The 19,483-nt window shown below is 70.1% G+C and carries 20 protein-coding genes and 1 pseudogene; 13 read left to right on the forward strand and 8 right to left on the reverse strand.

Translation table 11 applies throughout. The features are described 5' to 3' along the window. Positions 1–22: 22 nt before the first annotated feature. Genes AB0M56_RS11150 through AB0M56_RS11160 form a run of 3 tightly spaced genes read right to left on the reverse strand, consistent with a single transcriptional unit; the run spans position 23 to position 2,330 of the window. Positions 23–1,126: a hypothetical protein gene (locus AB0M56_RS11150; protein ID WP_364173649.1), complete on the reverse strand. Its 1,104-nt coding sequence runs from the start codon at positions 1,124–1,126 to the stop codon at positions 23–25. Continuing rightward, the gene (locus tag AB0M56_RS11155; protein WP_364173652.1) at positions 1,123–1,551 is read right to left on the reverse strand and encodes a hypothetical protein; all 429 of its coding nucleotides are present in this window, start codon (positions 1,549–1,551) and stop codon (positions 1,123–1,125) included. Before AB0M56_RS11155 ends, AB0M56_RS11150 begins: the two co-directional genes overlap by 4 nt. 32 nt (positions 1,552–1,583) lie before the next feature. Then, positions 1,584–2,330 (reverse strand): ESX secretion-associated protein EspG, encoded by a 747-nt coding sequence (locus AB0M56_RS11160; RefSeq protein ID WP_364173655.1) that lies wholly within the window; start codon positions 2,328–2,330, stop codon positions 1,584–1,586. Positions 2,331–2,465: 135 nt separating this feature from the next. On the opposite strand from AB0M56_RS11160, the gene AB0M56_RS11165 reads away from it, so the two are divergent. From AB0M56_RS11165 to AB0M56_RS11190, 6 genes are all read left to right on the forward strand, one after another. Beyond that, positions 2,466–2,708: a hypothetical protein gene (locus AB0M56_RS11165; RefSeq protein WP_220245629.1), complete on the forward strand. Its 243-nt coding sequence runs from the start codon at positions 2,466–2,468 to the stop codon at positions 2,706–2,708. Between the two features lie 164 nt (positions 2,709–2,872). Beyond that, positions 2,873–3,400: a ribbon-helix-helix protein, CopG family gene (locus AB0M56_RS11170; protein ID WP_364173658.1), complete on the forward strand. Its 528-nt coding sequence runs from the start codon at positions 2,873–2,875 to the stop codon at positions 3,398–3,400. A 76-nt stretch (positions 3,401–3,476) separates the two neighbouring features. After that, entirely contained in the window at positions 3,477–4,319 is an 843-nt protein-coding gene (locus AB0M56_RS11175) for a DUF4097 family beta strand repeat-containing protein (protein WP_364173660.1), read from the forward strand. Between the two features lie 27 nt (positions 4,320–4,346). Beyond that, positions 4,347–5,321 (forward strand): ATP-binding cassette domain-containing protein, encoded by a 975-nt coding sequence (locus AB0M56_RS11180; protein ID WP_364173663.1) that lies wholly within the window; start codon positions 4,347–4,349, stop codon positions 5,319–5,321. Further along, positions 5,318–6,133 carry an ABC transporter permease gene (locus AB0M56_RS11185; RefSeq protein WP_364173666.1) on the forward strand — a complete coding sequence of 272 codons (816 nt, stop codon included), beginning with the start codon at positions 5,318–5,320 and terminating at the stop codon, positions 6,131–6,133. The genes AB0M56_RS11180 and AB0M56_RS11185 overlap by 4 nt, the downstream gene beginning before the upstream one ends. A 23-nt stretch (positions 6,134–6,156) precedes the next feature. Next, positions 6,157–7,353 carry a cytochrome P450 gene (locus tag AB0M56_RS11190; protein ID WP_364173669.1) on the forward strand — a complete coding sequence of 399 codons (1,197 nt, stop codon included), beginning with the start codon at positions 6,157–6,159 and terminating at the stop codon, positions 7,351–7,353. Here the strand turns inward: AB0M56_RS11190 and AB0M56_RS11195 are convergent. The 3 genes from AB0M56_RS11195 to AB0M56_RS11205 form a co-directional block, all read right to left on the reverse strand. Further along, the gene (locus AB0M56_RS11195; protein ID WP_364173672.1) at positions 7,350–8,363 is read right to left on the reverse strand and encodes an acyl-CoA dehydrogenase family protein; all 1,014 of its coding nucleotides are present in this window, start codon (positions 8,361–8,363) and stop codon (positions 7,350–7,352) included. The two genes, AB0M56_RS11190 and AB0M56_RS11195, sit on opposite strands and share 4 nt — an antisense overlap. Before the next feature lie 96 nt (positions 8,364–8,459). Beyond that, on the reverse strand, positions 8,460–10,370 hold the full coding sequence (locus AB0M56_RS11200; protein WP_364173675.1) for a glycosyltransferase: 1,911 nt from the start codon (positions 10,368–10,370) through the stop codon (positions 8,460–8,462). A 5-nt stretch (positions 10,371–10,375) separates the two neighbouring features. Then, on the reverse strand, positions 10,376–10,843 hold the full coding sequence (locus AB0M56_RS11205; protein ID WP_364173678.1) for a GtrA family protein: 468 nt from the start codon (positions 10,841–10,843) through the stop codon (positions 10,376–10,378). Between the two features lie 167 nt (positions 10,844–11,010). Here AB0M56_RS11205 and AB0M56_RS11210 point away from each other — a divergent pair, with 167 nt between their 5' ends. The 7 genes and pseudogenes from AB0M56_RS11210 to AB0M56_RS11240 all read left to right on the forward strand — a co-directional run bounded on the left by AB0M56_RS11210 (position 11,011) and on the right by AB0M56_RS11240 (position 17,341). Next, complete coding sequence (locus AB0M56_RS11210) at positions 11,011–12,384, forward strand: FAD-binding oxidoreductase (protein ID WP_364173680.1); 1,374 nt, start codon at positions 11,011–11,013, stop codon at positions 12,382–12,384. Beyond that, entirely contained in the window at positions 12,381–13,136 is a 756-nt protein-coding gene (locus AB0M56_RS11215; protein ID WP_364173683.1) for a decaprenylphospho-beta-D-erythro-pentofuranosid-2-ulose 2-reductase, read from the forward strand. Before AB0M56_RS11210 ends, AB0M56_RS11215 begins: the two co-directional genes overlap by 4 nt. Positions 13,137–13,209: 73 nt before the next feature. After that, positions 13,210–13,446 (forward strand): annotated as a pseudogene (locus AB0M56_RS11220) (YbaB/EbfC family nucleoid-associated protein); the annotation flags it as partial. Positions 13,447–13,729: 283 nt separating this feature from the next. Beyond that, the gene (locus AB0M56_RS11225) at positions 13,730–15,220 is read left to right on the forward strand and encodes a WXG100 family type VII secretion target (protein WP_364173686.1); all 1,491 of its coding nucleotides are present in this window, start codon (positions 13,730–13,732) and stop codon (positions 15,218–15,220) included. Continuing rightward, the gene (locus AB0M56_RS11230; protein ID WP_364173688.1) at positions 15,217–15,927 is read left to right on the forward strand and encodes a hypothetical protein; all 711 of its coding nucleotides are present in this window, start codon (positions 15,217–15,219) and stop codon (positions 15,925–15,927) included. The genes AB0M56_RS11225 and AB0M56_RS11230 overlap by 4 nt, the downstream gene beginning before the upstream one ends. Then, positions 15,927–16,541, forward strand: a complete 615-nt coding sequence (locus AB0M56_RS11235; protein WP_364173691.1) for a hypothetical protein — start codon at positions 15,927–15,929, stop codon at positions 16,539–16,541. The genes AB0M56_RS11230 and AB0M56_RS11235 overlap by 1 nt, the downstream gene beginning before the upstream one ends. 164 nt (positions 16,542–16,705) lie before the next feature. Further along, entirely contained in the window at positions 16,706–17,341 is a 636-nt protein-coding gene (locus tag AB0M56_RS11240) for a VC0807 family protein (RefSeq protein WP_364173694.1), read from the forward strand. A gap of 4 nt (positions 17,342–17,345) precedes the next feature. Here AB0M56_RS11240 and AB0M56_RS11245 read toward each other — a convergent pair whose 3' ends face one another. Both AB0M56_RS11245 and AB0M56_RS11250 read right to left on the reverse strand, forming a co-directional pair. Continuing rightward, positions 17,346–18,737, reverse strand: a complete 1,392-nt coding sequence (locus AB0M56_RS11245; RefSeq protein ID WP_364173697.1) for a hypothetical protein — start codon at positions 18,735–18,737, stop codon at positions 17,346–17,348. Positions 18,738–18,835: 98 nt separating this feature from the next. After that, complete coding sequence (locus tag AB0M56_RS11250; protein WP_364173699.1) at positions 18,836–19,204, reverse strand: hypothetical protein; 369 nt, start codon at positions 19,202–19,204, stop codon at positions 18,836–18,838. Positions 19,205–19,483 lie beyond the last annotated feature (279 nt).

A 19,483-nucleotide genomic window follows, 5' to 3' on the forward strand; every position in this document is an offset into this window, starting at 1 on the left:
GGCCCCTCGAACGCCGAGGGGCCTACTCCCCGATCACCGGCGGCGCAGCGCGCAGGTCGGCGCCGTACTCGCCGTCTTCGTCCACATGGGAGAAGAAGCGCGAGCCGTCCGCTTCGTCCTCTTCGTAGCGAGCGGCACCGCCGCCCATCCCCATGCCCATCCCGGCCCGCGCGGGTGCGCCGCTCAGGCCGGACGCGGCGCCACCCGGCGCCGCACCTTCACCCGGGCCGAAGCTGCCGCCGCGGCTGAACTTCGACTGGTACTCCTCGTCGGCGCCGAAACCGCCGCCACCGCCGCCCATGCCGCCCATCGGCATCCCGCCCATCGGCATGGCGCCGCCCGCGGCACCCGCGCCGGCACCCTGCTGCTGAGCGGCCGCCGGCGCGACGCCCGCCGCGGTGGTGGCCGAGTTCGGGGCAGGCGGGGGCACGTGGCCGGAACCGGTGATCTGGCTCGGCGCAGCCGAAACCTGCCCACCCGAGTCGGCACCGCCGCCACCGGACTGGTGGTCGGTGGAACCGGAGCCGGTGGGCAGCACGGCCGAAGCGGTGGTCACGCTGCCCGTGCCGAACTTCGGCGGGTCCGCGAACACCGGCTGCTTCGACGCGGCCGAGTACAGCGAGTGGTCGTAGTCCGACATCACCTGCGCGGCCTGCTCGTGAGCCGACTGGCTGTCCTGCTGCTTCTTCAGCGACTTTTCGACGGTGTCGCCGAGGTCGAACGGGCCGGCGGCGGTCCAGTGCGCCATCTCGTCGGTCCAGTCGAACGGGATCGGCTCGGTCATCGCGTTGCGCGCGTGCTGCGCGGCCGCACCCTGGTCGTCGACGGTCTGCGCGGCGAGCTTCGCGTTCTGCGCCGTGGCGTCGGCCCAGGTGCCCAGCGTGGCGAAGTAGGCCTGCGCGCTCTCGGCCGCGCTGCCCTCCCACGAGCCCTTGGACTTGTTCACGGCCTCGGTCAGCTGCGTCGCGAAATCGTCGAAAGCCTTCGTGACGTCGGTGTACGCGGCGGAGACGCCGGAAACCTGGTTCACGTCGAGGTTCGTGGTCACGAACTGCTGGAGCTGCTCGTGGGTGTGGCCGAGATAGTCGGCGTCGGACGGCTCGAGCCCCGGCTGCGGCGCGGTCATGCGAGGTCCCCCGTCTTGTGGGCGGCGTGCGCGTCGACGGCGCTGTCCTCACCGGTGCGGTAGACGCCGCCGGCGCGGGCCAGCGCCTCGTCGGCCTGCGTCAGCACGGCACGGAACTGCCCCAGCACCGACCGCACGGACCCGACGTCCTGCGACGCGGCCTTGAGGTCGTGGGCCGCCACCGCGTGCCCGTACGGGTGGCTCCCGAGCTGCGGGGCCTGATCCAGCGCGGCCGTGGAACCGGTCAGCCGGTCCACTCGCGTCACCATGTCGGACAGTGCCTGGCGCAGGTCCTCGAGCGCTTCACCGGAGATGGTGAAGCTGCCCGACTTCGCGGCGTTCACGAGTTTCGTCGTCTCGGCCGCGGCAGCAGCGACGGCCTTCGGGTCCAGGCCGGCGACCTGTCCCGGCTCCACCAAGGTCATGACCCGAAGTCTACTGACGACGACGGCCGCGGTCAGGCGTTTGCGGAATACGCCTCCAGCTGCGCGAACAGCTGCTGGGCGAGGCGGTTGTTGTCGGCCGGCGCGTAAGTGAGCCAGCGTTGCCCGTCGTCGGCGACGCGGGTGCTGAGCAGGTAGCGGCCGAGTTCCGTGTCGAACCAGACGAGCGGCGGCTGCGCGCCGATCGTGAACTGCCCGACCCGCAGCCGCGGCTTCTCGAAGATCCGCTCGACGGACCTGAGCTGCGGGTTTCGCGGGGCGTTCGACGCCGCGAACGGGTCGTACCCGTCCCGGCGGGGCTGCTTCGCCGGGCGCGTGATCGTCACGGACTGGCCGGGCGCCGCGGTCCCGGGCGGCAGCAGGTCGACCAGCGCCGGTACGAGACCGGTCGGGCGGATCTGCTCGAAGACCAACATGCCGTTGTCCTGCTTCACCAGCACGGCCTGGTCACCGGTGGACGCGACGCGCGCGAACAGCTGCCCCGCGCCCTGTTGCCGACTGTCCAACTGCGCCGTCGCGGTGACGACGAGGCGGCTTCGAACGAACGTGGTGAGCGCCAGCTCCAGGTCGTCGTCGAGGTAACCGCGGTGCGCGAGGCCCCGGTTGTCGAGGTCGCGCAGCACGGCGTCGCGCACGCCCGCGCGTTCCTGGCCGGTGATACCGATGTGCGCCACCGAAAACGGCGCCGGCGTGCGGCCGAGACCCTGCCGCTCCAGCAGCAGGTCCACCGCCGCGGGTGACAACGTGAACGAATACGGCATCGTCCGTCCCTAGGTCGGGTTTCCGCGACGAAACGCTAGCCGACGCCGCACGGGCGCCGCACCCGGACCGGTGAAGTGCTCTGCTGTGCGCGAACCCGCTTGCCGCCGGTGATCGAGCGCTGGTGGCATGGAGTCATGGCTGATCCGAAACTCGCGCTAGTCCTGCACCTGACCTCCGGCGGCGAACCGCTGATCTTCCCCATCACGAACGACGAATCCGCCGGCGTTGAGGAGAAGATCCCCGACCTGCTCAAGCACGGCGGGGTCCACTCCGTGCGGACGCGCGACGGCAACACCGTGTCGGTGAACTTCGCTCACGTGGCCGCGGCGTATGTCGACGATCTGAGCCGGAAGGGGAAGTTCGGGCTGTCGGCTTAGCCCGCCGTTCTGGGGGACGTGCCACATCCAGGTCAGGGTCGAAATGGCCCTGACCTACACTTTTCCATCTTGGTGCCACACGGGGCCATCCAGGTGCCATCGGCGGCACACGTCTGAGCCAAATCGGCATTGCTATGGTGCCACTCGTGTGCCATAGTTGTGCCATGGACTTGACCACGTACGTCAGCAACCTCGGGCGAGAGTTCGCCACGCTGGCCGAGGCCGGTGGCGAGGAATCTCGTGAGCTGGTCGAGCGGCTGACCGGTTCGCTCGAGTCGGCGATCCGGATGACACTGCTGGACGCGCTGTCGGCCGCCGCCGACGAGATCACCCGCGACCTGGCTCCGGGTTCGGTGGAGCTGCGCCTGCGTGGCCGCGATCCGCAGTTCGTCGTGACCACGCCGCCGGCCGAGCCGCTCGAGCTCGCGGCCGAAGACACGACCACGGCCACCGCTCCGGAGAGCGAGTTGCTCATCTCCGAAGACGGTCCCGCCGCGCGCATCAACGTGCGCCTGCCCGAACAGCTCAAGGCCGCCGTCGAGGAGGCCGCGGGCAAGGAGGGGCGCTCCGTCAACGCCTGGCTCGTCCGGGCGGCCGCCACGGCCTTGCAGCGCACCGACCGCGACCAGCGCGTCGAGCCGCCCAGCAGCGGCAAGCGGACGAAGCAGAGCTTCACCGGGTGGGTCCGCTAACACCTTTCCGCACCACCTTCACCTCACGTCCCTGACCTGCGGGGACGGTTCACCGACACAAGTTCTGGAGACAGCCATGCCAAAATTCGAGACGCCCGACCCCATCTCCGTCACCGTCGACCTGAGCGTCGGCGACGTGCAGATCACCGCGAGCGAGCGTCAGACCACCGTCGTCGACGTCCGTCCGAGCGACGAAAACGACGAGTCCGACGTGAAGGCCGCACAGCAGGTCCGCGTCGACTACCGCAACGGCACGCTGACGGTCACCGGCCCGAAGCGCACGTTCGACTTCTCCCGCAAGACCCGCGCGGTCGACGTCACCATCGAGCTGCCCACCGGGTCCGCGGTCAACGCCGAGCTGCAGGCGGGCGACTTCCGCACCGCCGGTGTGCTCGGCGAGAGCCGGTTCAAGACCGCCGCCGGCAACGCGCGGGTCGACCGCACCGGCTCGCTGCACCTGTCCACTTCGGCCGGTCACGTGACCGTCGACGGCGTGGCGGGCAACGCCGAGATCTCCACCGGCACCGGCAAGATCCGGATCGGCGAGATCGAGGGCACCGCGGTGGTCAAGAACTCCAACGGCGAGACCACGATCGCCTCCGTCGGCGGCGACGCGCGGGTGCGTTCGGCCAACGGCGACATCACCGTCGAGCACGCGGGCGCCGGCGTCGACGCGAAGACCTCGGCCGGGCTGATCCGCCTCGGCGAGATCGTGCGCGGCGCGGTGACGCTCGAAACCTCCATGGGGGACCTGGAAATCGGCGTCGCCGAGGGCACCGCGGCCTGGCTTTCCGTGACGACCGGCTTCGGCCACGTGCGCAACCTGATGGAGAACGCCACCCGCCCCGAGGAAGCCGACGAGACCGTCGAGGTGCGCGGCCGCACCTCCTACGGCGACGTGATCATCCGCCGCGCCTGACTTTTTCTTTCCAGCGAAGGGGAAACCATGACCAGCAACCACTCCCGGCCGGCGATCGCCGCGACCGGCCTGCGCAAGTCCTACGGCGACCACGTCGTGCTCGACGGGCTCGACCTCACCGTCGCCGAGGGCACGGTGTTCTCGCTCCTCGGCGCGAACGGCGCCGGCAAGACCACCGCCGTGAAGATCCTGTCCACGCTGATCAATGCCGACGCCGGCGACGTGCGGGTGGCCGGGTACGACCTCGTCCGCGAACCCGACGCGGTGCGTGCCGCGATCGGCGTCACCGGCCAGTTCTCCGCCGTGGACAACCTGCTCACCGGTGAGGAGAACCTGCTGCTGATGGCGGATCTCAACCACCTCGGCCGGGCCGACCGGCGCCGCCGCACCGCGCAGCTGCTGGAGCAGTTCGACCTCGCCGAAGCGGGCAAGAAGCCGGCGTCGACGTACTCCGGCGGTATGCGGCGACGGCTCGACCTGGCGATGACACTCGTCGGCAGCCCGCGGCTGATCTTCCTCGACGAGCCGACCACCGGTCTCGACCCGCGCAGCCGCCGCAACATGTGGCAGATCGTCCGCGACCTGGTGGCCGACGGCGTCACGATCTTCCTGACCACGCAGTACCTCGACGAGGCCGACGAGCTGGCCGACCGCATCGCGGTGCTCGACCACGGCCGGATCGTGGCCGAGGGCACCGCCGACGAGCTCAAGCGCCGCATCCCCGGCGGGCACGTCCGGCTGCGCTTCGCCGACCCGCGCGGCCTCGACACCGCCATGACCACGCTCGACGACGCGGCGCGCGACAACGACTCGCTCACCTTGCGCGTGCCCAGTGACGGCAGCCTGCGCTCGCTCAAGGCCCTCATCGGCCGCCTCGACGACCAGGCCATCGAGGTCGACGAGCTGTCCGTGCACACCCCCGACCTCGACGACGTCTTCCTCGCCCTCACCGGCAACCCCGCGACCGAGAACACCACCCTCGAGAAGGTGACGACCCGATGAGCACTCTCACCGCGCCGGCCCCCACCGGCCTCAAGTTCCAGCCGCTGCGCGACTCGGCGACGATGCTGCGTCGCAACCTCAAGCACATGCTGCGCTACCCGTCGATGACGCTGATGCTCGTCGGGATGCCAGTGGTCTTCCTGCTGCTGTTCGTCTACGTCTTCGGCGGCACGATGGGCGCCGGGCTCGGCGGAGGCGGCGGCAGAGAGACGTACGTGAACTACGTGGCGCCGGCGATCATCCTGATGACCGTGACGGCCACTGTCCAGGGCACCGCGATCTCGGTCGCCATGGACATGACCGAAGGCGTGATCGCGCGGTTCCGGACCATGCACATCGCCCGCGTCTCGGTGCTGACCGGGCACGTGCTGGGCAGCGTGATCCAGGCGGCGTTCACCCTGGCGATCGTGATCGGCGTGGCTCTGCTGGTCGGTTTCCGGCCCTCGGCCGGGCTCGGCGGGTGGCTGGCCACGGCCGGGTTCCTCCTGGTGGTGACGTTTGCGCTCGTGTGGCTGTCGGTCGCGCTCGGCCAGGTGAGCAAGAGCGTCGAGACGGCGAGCAACCTGCCGATGCCGCTGATCCTGCTGCCCTTCCTCGGCAGCGGCTTCGTGCCCACCGACTCCATGCCGGCCGGGCTGCGCTGGTTCGCCGAGTACCAGCCGTTCACGCCGATCATCGAGACCCTGCGCGGGCTGCTGATGGACAAGCCGCTCGGCAGCAACATGTGGTTCGCCCTCGGCTGGTGCGCCGTGATCGCGCTGGGTGGCTACCTGTGGTCGAAGCGCCTGTTCAACCGCGAATACGCCCACTGACCTGCAGTCGAAAGAGGCCCGAAATGACGCACCTTCCCGAGCTGCCTGTCGACCGTCCCGCCGGCTGTCCCTTCGACCCGCCCGCGGAGCTGGGCCCGATTCGCGAGCGGCACCCGGTGGTCCGCCTGACCTACCCCGACGGCCACGAGGGCTGGCTCGTCACCGGCTACGCGCAGGTCCGCGCGGTGCTGGCCGACCAGCGCTTCAGCTCCCGCTACGAGCTCGCGCACTACCCGATGCCCGGCCTGGAAGGCATCGAGGTGCCGGCCGCGGCGCCCGGCGACCTGACCGGCGTCGACGACCCGGAGCACGCCCGCTACCGCAAGCTGCTGACCGGCCGGTTCACCGTCCGGCGGATGCGGCAGCTGACCGAACGCGTCGAGCAGGTCACCGCCGAGCACCTGGACGCGATGGCCCGGCAGGGTCCTGTGGTGGACCTGGTCCAGGCCTTCGCGCACCCGGTGCCCGCCGTGATGATCTGCGAGCTGCTGGGGGTGCCCTACGCCGACCGCGAGTCCTTCCAGGGCCACGCCGCCGCGGTGTCCGATGTGGACGCCGCTCCCGAGGAACGCTTCGCCGCGTACGGCAAGCTGCAGGAGTACGTCGGCCGGCTGGTCCCGGCGAAACGCGCCGAGCCGACCGACGACATCCTCAGCGAGCTGACCACCAGCGACCTGACCGACGAGGAGCTGGCCGGCCTCGCGACCTTCCTGCTGGGTGCCGGTCTCGACACGACCGCGAACATGCTGGCGCTGGGCACTTTCGCCCTGCTTCAAAACCCCGAGCAGCTCGACGCGTTGCGCGCCGACCCGGACCTCGCCGACAAGGCGGTCGAGGAACTGCTGCGGTACCTGAGCATCACGCACACCGGGGTGCGGGCGGCGCTGGAGGACGTCGAGCTCGACGGGCAGCTGATCAAGGCGGGCGAGTCGGTCACCGTCTCCGTGCAGGCCGGCAACCGCGATCCGGAGCGGTTCGCCGAGCCCGACACGCTCGACCTCAGCCGGGGCGTGCCTGGGCACCTGACGTTCGGCCACGGCATCCACCAGTGCCTCGGCCAGCAATTGGCCCGGGTCGAGATGCGCGTCGCGCTGCCGGCGCTGGTCAGCCGGTTCCCGACGCTGAGGTTGGCCGTCGCGCCCGAGGACGTGGCGCTGCGGCCCGGGCACCAGAACATCTACGGCGTGCAGAGCCTGCCGGTCACCTGGAACCAGGACTAGCGACGCGCCAAAGCCAGCAGGCCGTCACGGATTTCGGGGCGGCTGGCGGCCACCAGCAGGAACGTGGCTTCCCGCACCAGCCGGCCCGCGTGCTCGCCGACGAGCACGGAGCGGCTGCCGGTGGCGGCCACGAGGGCCCCGGCGCTGCGGTAGGCCAGCTCAGCGCCTGCCGCGCGCGCGGCAGGCAGTGAGGCCGGGTCGGTGAGGCCCGAGTCGAGGCGGATGCGGATCTGTTCCTGCTCGGCACGCAGGGCCGCGGCCGTTCCGGTCTGGCCCAGGTCGTCGAGCAGGCGGGCACAGCGTTCGGCCAGGCCGAGGGGGGCGCAGCCGTTGAGCCGCGACGCGAAGGTGTTCCCCGCGATGAAGTCGGCGTGTGAGACCTCGGCGAGCACGCGTTCGGCGGGCACCAAGTAGTCGTCCAGTCCGATGCGGACGGTCGAGGTGCCTTGCGCGGCAATCAAGTGCAGCGGACTGACGTCGAGTCCGTGTCCGGCCACCGGAGCGACCACGGTGGTGACGACAGTGTCCTGAGGGGTTCGACCCGAGAGCATCAGCAAGTCGATCCCACCCCAGCCGCTCACGAACGGTGCCTCGCCGTCGAAGCGGAACCCGTCGCTGACCCGCCTGGCCCGGGTGCGCGGCGGTGTCGGGATCACCCCCGCGTAGGCAACTCCGGCCCGGACAGTGCCTTTGACCAGGTCGGCGAGGTATTCGGAGCGCAACGCCTCGTTGGCGGAACCGGACAGGCCGGCGACGAGACCGTGGTGCTGGATCCAGGTGAACGTGGTGCTCAGGCACCCGCCGGCCAGCGTCTCGATCACCTCGACGAGCTCGGCCAGGCCCGCGCCGGGGCCACCGGCGTCGGGGGGTGCGGCGAGGCCGTAGAGGCCGGCCTCGGCCAGCGCGTCGAAGTGCGACCGCGGCACCTCGCCACGCAGGTCGACCTGCGCGGCAGCGGGGAACAGCACGTCATCGGCGAGTGCCCGCGCTCGGGCGACGAGGTTCGACACGAGAGTTAGGCTACCCTAACTCGGCCGGAAACAATCCCCCGAATGCACCGAAAGCCACCACGGAGGCAACCGTGGTGGCTTTCGGTGTTCAGAGCATCAGAGCTCGTACAGACGCTTCCAGTTCTCTCGCGAGGTGAGCTCCGGCATCGCGCGCTTGTACTGCTCCTGCACGCCCGCGCCTTCCTTGCGCAGCCGCTGGATCACCTTCGCGCCGCGCCGGGCGAGGTCGAACATCTTCACCTTGTCGTACGTGCGCACGCGCACGCCTTCCTGCGAAGCGTCGGTGACCACGGCCGTGTCGAACAGCGCGATGTGCCACCAGTGCGCCTCGTCGATCGGCACCGCACCGAGGCCGAAGCGGCTGCGGCCGAGCACGCGGTCGATCACGCGCTTGATCAGCACCAGGCGCTGCATGCTGGGCCGCGGCGCGCTGTTGATGATGCCGATGTCGTTGGACGCGATGCCCGGGACGTCGGTGGCCTTGTGCCGCTTGGTCTCCGGGTACTCCCCGCGGATCCGGCGGATCTCCTTCATCGCGGCGACACCGCCGTCACGCAGGACCTCCGGGCCCTCGAGGAAGTCCTCGACGGCCTTGATCAGCGTGGCCGACAGGCCGTACTGCATGCCCAGCAGGTAGCGCACCAGCTGCGCGAGCAGCACCCGCGAAAGCAGGTTCAGGTTGAACGGCGAGTGCAGGGCGGCGGTGATGATCGAGTTGCGCAGGTTGAAGTACCGGTGCCACTCGTCCCAGTCCTTCCAGTGGAAGTCCGCGTGCCACACGCCGGCGCCCGGCAGCGTCACGGTCGGGAAGCCGTATTCGCGGGCCCGGTAGGAGTACTCCGCGTCGTCCCACTGGAAGAAGAACGGCATCGGGTAACCGATGGCCTTCACGACCTCGTAGGGGATCAGGCACGACCACCAGCCGTTGTACCCGGCGTCGAGGCGGCGCTCCTGGCGGTTGGGCTTGAGGGTGTCCTCGTCGACGCCCAGCAGGTCGGCCGTGGACAGCGAGTGCGTGACCGGCTGGCCCGGCTCCAGCGTGTTCAGGCGCGCGTACTCGGCGCCGACGTGCAGCTGGTTCGGGTGCAGCAGGTTGAGCATCTGGCCGCCGACGATGATCGGGTTGGCCGCGCGGTTGGAGAACGCCGTCATGCGCACGACGAGGTCCGGCTCCAGGAGCACGTCGTCGTCCATGAACAGCACGTTCGCGTGCTCGGTGGCGGTGTGGCCGGCCACCTCGTACAGGCCGCGGGTGAAGCCGCCGGCGCCGCCGAGGTTGGGCTGCTTGATGTAGTGCAGCTTGTCGCCGAGGTCCTTCGCGACCTGCTCAAAGCCGTCGCGCGACTCGACGAGGTCGGTGCCCTGGTCGGCGACGTAGATGGCGTCGAGCGTGTGCAGCGACGACACGTCGGCGGCGAGCGCCTGCAGGTTCTTCAGGCAGTCGTCCGCGCGGTTCATCGTGCAGATGGTCACCGCGGTCGGGCGGATCACGGCCGGTGCTTCAACTGTCCAGTGGACCTGCTCGACGCGCAGCGTCTGGCCGCCTTCGGTTTCGAGGTCGAGCCAGAGCGCGCCGCCGTCGTAGAACTTGTCGAGGCTCGCGGACATCGTGACCTTGCGGGCCTTGGCGCCGGAGACCTGCTCGGCGTTGACCACGCGGGCGTCGCCCTGGAGGTCCGACGCGCCGACCGAGAGCAGACCGTCACCGCTGACCACGGCTTCCACGGTGACCGAGGTGACCGTGGTCCAGCGCTGCCAGTAGCTGGCCGGGAAGCGGCCGAAGTAGGTGTTGCCGGTGACCTTCGACGACGGTTCGACGGTGAGCGCGTCGCGGTCACGCACCGCGGAGCCCCATTCGAGCTCGGCGTAGAGGTCCTTGCTGACGATCGGCGCCGGGCCGGCGTACAGCCCGCGCTGGGCCGTCAGCCTCCCTTCGGGCGCGTGCTCCGCGAACCGGGTCTCGCCTTCGGGGGCCGCCTCCGCGACCGGGGCTGCTTTACCGGGCATCGAACTCAGTTCTCCTTTACCGGCCGCTCACGAAACACGACCCACTTGAGCATGACGAAATTGATCACGGTCGCCGTCGCCTGTGACACGACCCAGCCGAACGTGGCCTTCCACGTCGACTCCGGGAGCAGGTGCAGCATCCACTGGTTCACACCGACCGCCACGAGGAAGGTCACGGCGTAGAGCAGGATGAAGCTGCCGACCTGCGTGCCGCCATCGCGACGGCCGCCGGCGAACGTGAACCGGCGATTCAGGAAGAACGCCGTGGTCGTACCCACGACGAAGCTGATCGCGCGAGCGATGTCGACCCACGGCACCGCGTCCATGCCGATAGCCCTGAGCAGCGAGTATGTACCCAGATCGAGCAGCGCGCAGAACCCGCCGATCAGCCCGAAGCGGATCAGCTGACCGAGCAGACCGGGGCCCGTCGGTGCTGTCACCGTCGTCTCACTCTGCGGTTCCGTAGCCACCACTGGAATACCTTCTCGGCTCGATGCGTCGTCGTCTCTGGATACATGCAGACATGTCTAGTCCGTGTCGACTTTGACGCGCGGACGCTTGTGCCTTGATGCGCAAAGTGTAGAAGCGGTCACTTCAGGGCCACGTTCCGGGCGTCCTTGCGCGTGTCTACTCTGGTCGAGTGACCCATTCACCCGAGACACAGCGACGCACGCTCACCGGTTGGGGCCGCACCGCCGGGACGGTCGCCGACGTCCTGAGCACACCCGACGTCGAAGCCATCGCCGAGGCGGTCACATCGGCCGGGCCCCGCGGCGTCATCGCGCGCGGCCTCGGCCGCTCCTACGGCGACCCGGCGCAGAACGCCGGCGGCCTGGTGGTCGACATGACCGCGCTCGACCGCATCCACTCGATCGACCCCGACTCCGGTCTGGTCGACCTCGACGCCGGCGTGAGTCTCGACAAGCTCATGCGCGAGGCGCTGCCCCACGGTCTCTGGGTGCCGGTGCTGCCGGGCACGCGCCAGGTGACGATCGGCGGCGCGATCGCCAACGACATCCACGGCAAGAACCACCACTCGGCCGGCAGCTTCGGCAACCACGTGGTGTCGATGGACCTGCTCACGGCCGACGGTCGCGTCCGCACGCTCACGCCGGACGGCGACGAGGCGGAGCTGTTCTGGGCGACCGTGGCCGGCATCGGCCTCACCGGGATCGTCACGCGCGCCACGGTCCGGATGAAAAAGACGGAGTCGGCTTATTTCTACGTCGACGCCGACCGCACGTCGAGCCTCGACGAGACGCTCGCGCTGTTCACCGATGGTTCGGACCTGAACTACGACTACTCGATGTCGGTCCCGGACCTGATCTCGTCCGACTCGCGCCTGGGCCGCGCCACGTTCTCGCGCGGCTCGCTCGCCACGCTGGACCAACTGCCCGCGAAGCTGCGCAGCGAACCGCTGAAGTTCGACGCGCCGAAGCTCGCGACGCTGCCTGACGTGTTCCCCAACGGCCTGGGCAACAAGCTCACCTTCGGCCTGATCAACGAGCTGTGGCAGAAGACCGTGCCCAAGAAGGGCGTGCGCGGCAAGGTCCAGAACCTGACGCAGTTCTACCACCCGCTGGACATGATCTCGGAGTGGAACCGCGCGTACGGCTCCAAGGGCTTCCTGCAGTACCAGTTCTCGGTGCCCTTCGGCGCGGAGGACCAGCTCAAGGCCATCTGCCGACGGATCGCGACGTCGGGGCACTACTCCTTCCTCAACGTGTTCAAGCGCATGGGCGACGCCAACCCAGCACCCATGTCGTGGCCTTCGCCCGGCTGGATGCTGAGCGTGGACTTCCCGATCAAGACCGGCCTGAGCCGGTTCTGCCTCGAGCTCGACGACGAGGTGCTCGCCGCGGGCGGCCGCCTGTACACCGCGAAGGACTCGCGGACCGGCGCCGAGACGTTCGCGAAGATGTACCCGCGGCTCGAGGAGTGGCGCAAGGTCCGCGCCGCCGTTGACCCCGAAGGCGTTTTCGCCTCTGACATGAGCCGGAGGCTCGCACTGTGATCGACGCCGTTGGCAACCCCCAGTCCCTGCTGCTGCTCGGCGGCACGTCCGACATCGCGCTGGCCATCGCGGAGAAGTACCTCGCGGAGAAGCCGCTGCGGGTCGTGCTGGCCGCGCGTCCGTCGCCCCGGCTCGACGCCGCGGCGCAGCGCCTGAAGGATCGCGGCGCCGAGGTGTCCACTGTGGACTTCGACGCCAAGGACACGGCTTCGCACCCCGCCGTGCTCGACCGCGCGTTCGCCGGTGGCGACATCGACGTGGCCGTGGTCGCGTTCGGCCTGCTCGGCGACCCCGAGGAGGTCTGGCAGGACCACGCCAAGGCCGTGGAGCTGGCGACGGTGAACTACGCGGCCGCGGTATCGGTGGGCGTGGCGCTGTCGGAGAAGCTCAAGGCCCAGGGCCACGGCACGATCATCGCGCTGTCCTCGGTGGCCGGCGAGCGCGTGCGGCGCTCGAACTTCGTGTACGGCTCGACCAAGGCCGGGTTCGACGGCTTCTATCTGGGCCTCGGCGAGGCGCTCGCCGACCACGGCGTGCAGGTCACCGTGGTCCGTCCGGGTCATGTGAAGACCAAGATGACGGCCGGGCTGAAGGACGCTCCCCTGGCCCAGACCGCCGAGCAGGTGGCCGACATCGCCGTGGCCGCGGCGCGCACCGGCAAGGACCTGGTGTGGGCGCCGGCGCAGTTCCGGCTGGTGATGTCGGTGCTGCGGCACGTGCCGCGTCCGATTTTCCGGAAACTGCCGATCTGACCGGGAACTCCCGAGGCGGGACCTTCGTCGCATATGGTGATTGAAGGTCTTTCACCTTTTCTGGGGTTCCACCATGTCTGACCAAGCAGCGCCTGCCCAGGCAGCGCGGCTCGACGCCGTGCTCCAGCGGTTCCAGGAGCAGGCGGCCCGCGCCGCCGAGCTCAAGGACCAGATCGCGAACCTGCGCGGGCACGGGCGCAACGCCGACGGGTCGGTGACGGTCACCGTCGCCCCGTCGGGTGCCGTGCTCGGGCTGCAGCTGAGCCCGCAGGCGATGCGGCGCTCGCACACCGCGTTGCAGCAGGAGATCCTCGGCGCCATCCGCTCGGCGACGCAGCAGGCCGCGGCCGCACTGAACCAGACCGTGAGCCCGTGCTGGGTGAGCGCGCGGAGCAGTTCCGCGAGGCGTTCAACGCGCACGTCGAGCCGCTCGGGCCGAGTGCGCCGCCGCCCGCCAGCACGCTGGCCGCGCCAGGGCAGCCTCAGTCGCCCGCGCAAATGCCACAACCGCCGCAGAACGCTCGGAACCGGACGAACCCGCGAGCCGTCGAAGACGACGACTTCGGGGGTCCCATTCTTCGGCGGGAGTGATCGTGACCAGTGGGTTCAAGATCGAGCCGGCGGCGCTGAACGCGCACGCGAGCGGCTCGAAGGAAGCGGCCGGGCACTTCGGCAGCCTCGCCCAGCTGCTGCAGCAGGCACGCGTGAGCGACGACTGCTTCGGCCCGCTCGGCGAGCTGATGGCGTACAAGTACTTCGACTCGTTGCAGGAGTGCCAGGACCTCGCCGACCAGGCGAAAACGTTCCTGGAGGCGATCGCGGACAAGACCACGCTGGCCGCGCATGCCTACCAGGGCAACGAGGACGCGACCACCGACGCCGTGACCGGGCTCGGCAAGGAGCTCGCCGACGGCGGCAGCGGCGCGGGGTCGCTGTCGGACGTGAACCACGCGGGCGACGCGGGCCGCAAGAGCTACCTGGAGCAGAACGGCGGCTACGGCAGCTCGTGGCTGTCGACGTCGACCGAGGTCTCGCAGGCGAGTAGCCCTCCCGACGTGGCGATCGCGGCCGTGCACACGCGCATGGAGCAGATCCAGCTGGTGACGAGCCCCGGGAAGTCGTTGGTCGACAACGGGCTCGGGTTCCTCATCGGCATCGTGATCGGCCCGCTGGTGGAGTTCGTGCTGGAGCCGGCGATCGGCGACCCCGAGCAGATGCGCAGCACCGCGCAGGGCTGGGCGCAGGTGGCGCAGTGGCTCGACGTCGTCGGTGAGCACGAGCGCAAGCGCGCGGACCTCACGAAGGAGCCGTGGGAAGGCTCCGGCGGCGACGCGTTCCGCAAGCAGATGGGCGAATTCTCCGAGGGCGCCACGGCTTTCGCGGACGAGGTACGCGGGCTGCAGCAGATCCTGGAACTGGCCGCGGACCTGTTCGACGCGTTCGTGGAGATCGTGATCGACATCCTGCAAGAGCTGGTGATGGGCCTGATCATCGAGTGGCTCGCGGCGCTGGCGGCGTCGTGGATCACGGCGGGCGCGTCGGTGGGGGCCGCGGGTGCGGCGACCACGGGCGAGGTCGCGGTGACCGGCGGGCGACTCGGGATGAAGGTCAAGCAGCTGATAGGCAAGCTTCGGCCGCTCATCGAGGAGCTGGAGAAGATCCTGCAGAAGCTGCGGACGGGGCCGTTGAAGAAGGTCGTGGAGCGCGTGGAAGGCCCGCGCAACGGCAACTTCCTCGAGAAGCGCGTGGCGGACATGATCGACAAGAACCCGCTCGCGAAGATCCTGACCAAGGCCGACCCGGCCACCGGGGCTTCGCGCACGGGCAACCGGTTCGCCAACGCGCTGGGGGTCGGCGAGAACGGCGCGAACGCGCTGACCACCAACCTGACCGAGACGGGGCTGCGGCTCGCGGGCATGAGCGGGACGTCGAGCGTCGGCAAGGCGGCGTGGCGGGGCAGCGCGGGCAACGTCGCCGAGCAGGGCATCGAGCAAGGTGTGAAGTACGGTTACAACCAGTCTCAGACCGAAGGTGAAGACGAGCGCCGCGAGGCGACCGACCGAGGGTTCTCACTCGAAGAATGAATCTCGCCGATCCCCTGGGTGCCGCCACGCAGGCGCGGCCGCACCTGCGTGCTGACGAGCGGTTGCTGTGGGCCGCGTATGGCGGTGTTGTCGGGTATGCCGTGCGGGGCCTCGATGAATTCGGGCAGCCTGCGAAGAGCCTGCTGCGCAAGGTCGGATCCGGCGTGGCCGACTTCGCGGGCGGGGTCATGGACGCGGCACTGTCCAGTGAGGACAGTGGCAGCGCTGGTTCCGCGCCCCGGGAGCCGGCGGTCGTGGTGTTCGGCGATCGGACGGGTATGGCGGCCGAGGGGCTCGTGCGCGGGTCGCGGGCGTCGTTGTGGGTGCTGACGTCGGCGCGGCTGGTGTTGTTGCGGGTCGTGGTGGCGCCGGAGCCCGTGGAGGAGCCGGAGAAGTCGTTGCTGGGCAAGGCGATGGGCTTCGGGCGAGGGATGGCGAAGTTCGGCAAGGACGTGGCGGAGATCGTCACGGACCGGCGCAAGACGTACGGCGCCAACCGCGAGGGTGAGCCGGTGGCGTTGCGGGAGTTCGAGGTGGCGGCTTCGCTGCCGCGTGAACAGATCGCCGGGTTCGCGGTGGCTGCCCGCGACCGCAGACCGGGTCTGCGAATGTCGCTTGTGGACGGTTCCGGACTCGACCTCCGGTTCGGCGCCGAAGAGCCCGAGGCGTTCGACTGGCTGCTGGCCCGCACGAACGGAGCCGCGTGATGCGCGCGCAGGAGCTGAAGCAGGCCGGTGATGTCGACGAGATCATCGAGCGCGACTACGCGAAGGTGTGGCTGCGCAAGAAGGAACGGCTGCTGCTGGGCTGTCCGCCGGCGCACGGCCACGTCGCCGCGTGGGTCGGCGGCGCGCTGCACCTGCCGTATGCGCCGGCGCGCGAGCCGGTGAAGGTCACGACGGCGCCAGGCCGCTGGCCGACGCCCGCCGGGCTGCCCGACGAAGACTGGACCGACGACCCGTCACTGGCCTACCGCGTGGAAGCCGCGGCGCCTACGGCCGTTGCCGTGCGGATCGCCGACCACCTGGCGTTCTCCGCCGGGGCCGCCCGCCTGACCTGGACCGATCGGCGGCTCGCGCTCGTGTACCCGACGAAGTTCGTGGCCGAGCCGGACACGAAGGACTTCTTCGTGACGGCCGAGGAGTTCCCGGCCGACGTCGTGGCGCGGCTCGACGCCGTGACACCCGGCCGCAGCTTCCCGCCCGAGCCGGGCATCCGGTTCACCTTCGCCGACGGCTCCACGCTGACCCAGCGTGACCTGCTGGCGCCGATGAAAGTGCGAAGGGCCCTCTCGCGCCGCCACTGTGCCGATCGTTACTAATCGGACCACAGTCACGGCCGAATGGCTTCGTGGCAACGGTTACGTGCCGCGTGGGGGTCGGCCTACTTTTGGCCGGGCCAGTAACGGGCATCAACCGATCGGTGGATGTCGGGTGACCGGACCGACGATGGTTCCGGGCCGGTGTTCCCCGAAGACTCGGACGTATGGGTAAAGACTTCCGTTCGTCCGCGTTCGCCCTGCTCATCGACGTCGGCGCACCCGTCGGGGGCTACTACCTGCTGCGGGCGTTCGGCGTGGTGCCCGTGTGGGCGCTGCTGCTGAGCGGCCTGCCGCCGGCGTTGCGCGTGCTCTACACGGCCGTCACGCGGCGGCGCGTGGACGGGATGGGCTTGTTCGTGCTGGCGATCGTCGCCGTGAGCGTGGTGACGACGCTGCTCACCGGCGACGCGCGGTTGCTGCTGGTGCGAAACGCGTGGTTCAGCTCGCTCGCCGGTGTCTGGCTGCTGGCGAGCCTGGTCATCGGCCGTCGGCCGCTCACCTACGAGGCCGCCCGCGCGCTGCTGCCGGGCAAGAGCGAGCAGCTCGACGACGCGTGGGAGCAGCGGCTGTCGTTCCGGCGCCTGTGGCGGGTGCTCGCCGTGGTCTGGGGCGTCGGCGGACTACTGCACAGCGGCGTGAGCATCGCCATGGCGTACACGCTGCCCATCGACGACGTGCCCGCGCTGGACACGGTGGTGTCGATCGCGTTCTTCGTGCTCCTGCAGGTGGTGACGCAGGTGCTGCTCGTGCGCGAGGGCTCGATGCGCACGGTGTGGCGGCGGCCGGCGCCCATGCGCTGACCGGTCACTGCCGGCGCGCCGGCGCCAGGTAGAGGTGCTGCGTGCCGGCGCGGGGTGAGTCGATGGTCCAGGCCGCCAGCGCCGTCGGCGGAGGCGCGCGCGGCGTCGTTTCGAGCACCAGGTCCGGGGTCGTGGGCGCGACGCCGTGGTCGAAGTGGTGGACGTTGGCTTCGATCAGGGCCCGGCCGAGCTCGGTGCTGTGCAGCTTCGTCTCGGTGATCGCGGGGTCGACGGCACCGCGGTCGGAGAACTCGCCGACGAGGTGACAATCGCACGCGTACGCGAGCGCACCCGCTTCACCGGGACTCTTCACGGCGCGCCCCTTCGCCAGCATGGCCAGCTGCGTGCCGATTTCGCGGTACTCATCCGTCGCGGCGAGGTTGCCCGTGATCGGCGCGAACCGTCGCGGCAGACCGGGCGCCACATACACGCCGACCGCGGCGGCGAGCGCCAGCCCGGCCGCGGCCGCCGCCGGGATGCGGTGCGGCGTCACACAAATCCACGCCGCGAGAAACACCGTCGCACCAACGATCGCGGGCGCGTACGACCACGGATCAGGCGACGCGACGACCACCGAGTGCACGATCCCGGCCCCCGCGAGTACGGCGAACGGTCGACTGGCTTCGTCCCGGCGGACCAGCGCCACGATGGCCGAGAGCGGCACCGGAAGAAACGAAATCAGCGTGGCGGCGGGAAAGTCGAGCCACGGCACCGTCGGCTGCTGAAAGACGACGGTGTCCGGCACCGCCGACCCGAGCACGAACCAGCTGAACGCAAACCACGGCACCGCGACGACAAGGGCCGCGAACGTCGTCCGCCAGACACCGTCCCAAAACCTCGGCCGCGCCACGAACACCACCAGCGCGACCACCAGAAGATCAACCCGCACGAGAATCAAGGCCCCGGCGGCAAACCCGAGTGCGGCGGGGCGCCGTTCCGTCGCGAACACCAGCACCCACACCGCACCGGCCGCGGCAGGCAACACCTCCAGCCCGACCGCCGACACGAGCAGCGGGTTGAGCAGCAAGGCGGTGAAGGCGAGCAGCACGAACTGGCGCGGGAGGCCGGTTTTTTCGGCGAGCCTGTTGAGTCCTGTCGCGAGCAGCACCTGCGCGGCCACGAACACCACGCCGGCCCCCACCACCGCATCGCGCACGCCGACCGTCACGGCGGCCACGGCGGCCACGTGCAGCGGTGAGGTGGCCGTGTTGGCCATGCCTTGCTCGACGAGGCCCCAGTGGCCGTGCAGGGCGAGGTTGCGGGCGTAGGACAGCGTGACGTACACGTCGTCGACCAAATGCCGGCTGGCCAGCAGGAACACGGCGGCTGACACGGCCGCGACACCGAACGGCAGCCACCTGTCGATGGCCGGCCGGACAACGGTGTCGCTTCGCATCACGCGACACCGTACACAACGACCGTGATCTTCCTGTGACCTACTCCCGGGGCTTCGGCCCCTTCAGGCCGCGCACGAACTCACGCGGGGCCGAGCGGTCAGATTCCGTCACCAGTCCCAGTCCCAGTCCCGGTTCCCGTCCCGTTGCTGGTTCCAGTACCACCGGGACCACCCGGCCCACCCTGGCCGAACCCGGGCCCACCACGGAACTCGCGGTACCCGCCGCCGCCACCGCCGTCACGGAAGTGCGACATCCCCGGCCGCCCGTCGTGCTGAGTCGCGGCCATGACACCGCCGACGATGCCCCCGCCGACGAGCAGCCCCAGGACGCCGACGCCGACCAGCTGGGTCACCCGATTGCCCACGAACCGGCGGAACCCGCCGGGCCTGCGAACCGGCTGCGGTGCGCCCCACGCACCAGGCGGCGGCTGCTGCCCGTACGGCTGCTGCATTCCAGGCTGCGGCATTTGAGGCTGCTGAGCGCCGGGCTGCTGCATTCCGGGCTGTGGCGCCCCTGCCTGCTGCTGTCGCGGCGGGACCTGTTGCGGCCCAGGCGCCTGCTGCCCGCCGGCGCCAACCCCCTGCTGCTGGCTCTCCGCCGTCACCGGCGTGTCATCCCCAGAACCACCACCGGCAGCCGCGCCACCAACACCGGGCTGCGAACTCTCCGCCGTCGCATCCTGCGGCGAACCACCATCACCGGACTGCTCCGGCGGGACCTGGTCACTCATCTTCGGCTCCTCCGG

The organism is Amycolatopsis sp. NPDC051372, assembly GCF_040682095.1.
GTDB lineage: Bacteria > Actinomycetota > Actinomycetes > Mycobacteriales > Pseudonocardiaceae > Amycolatopsis.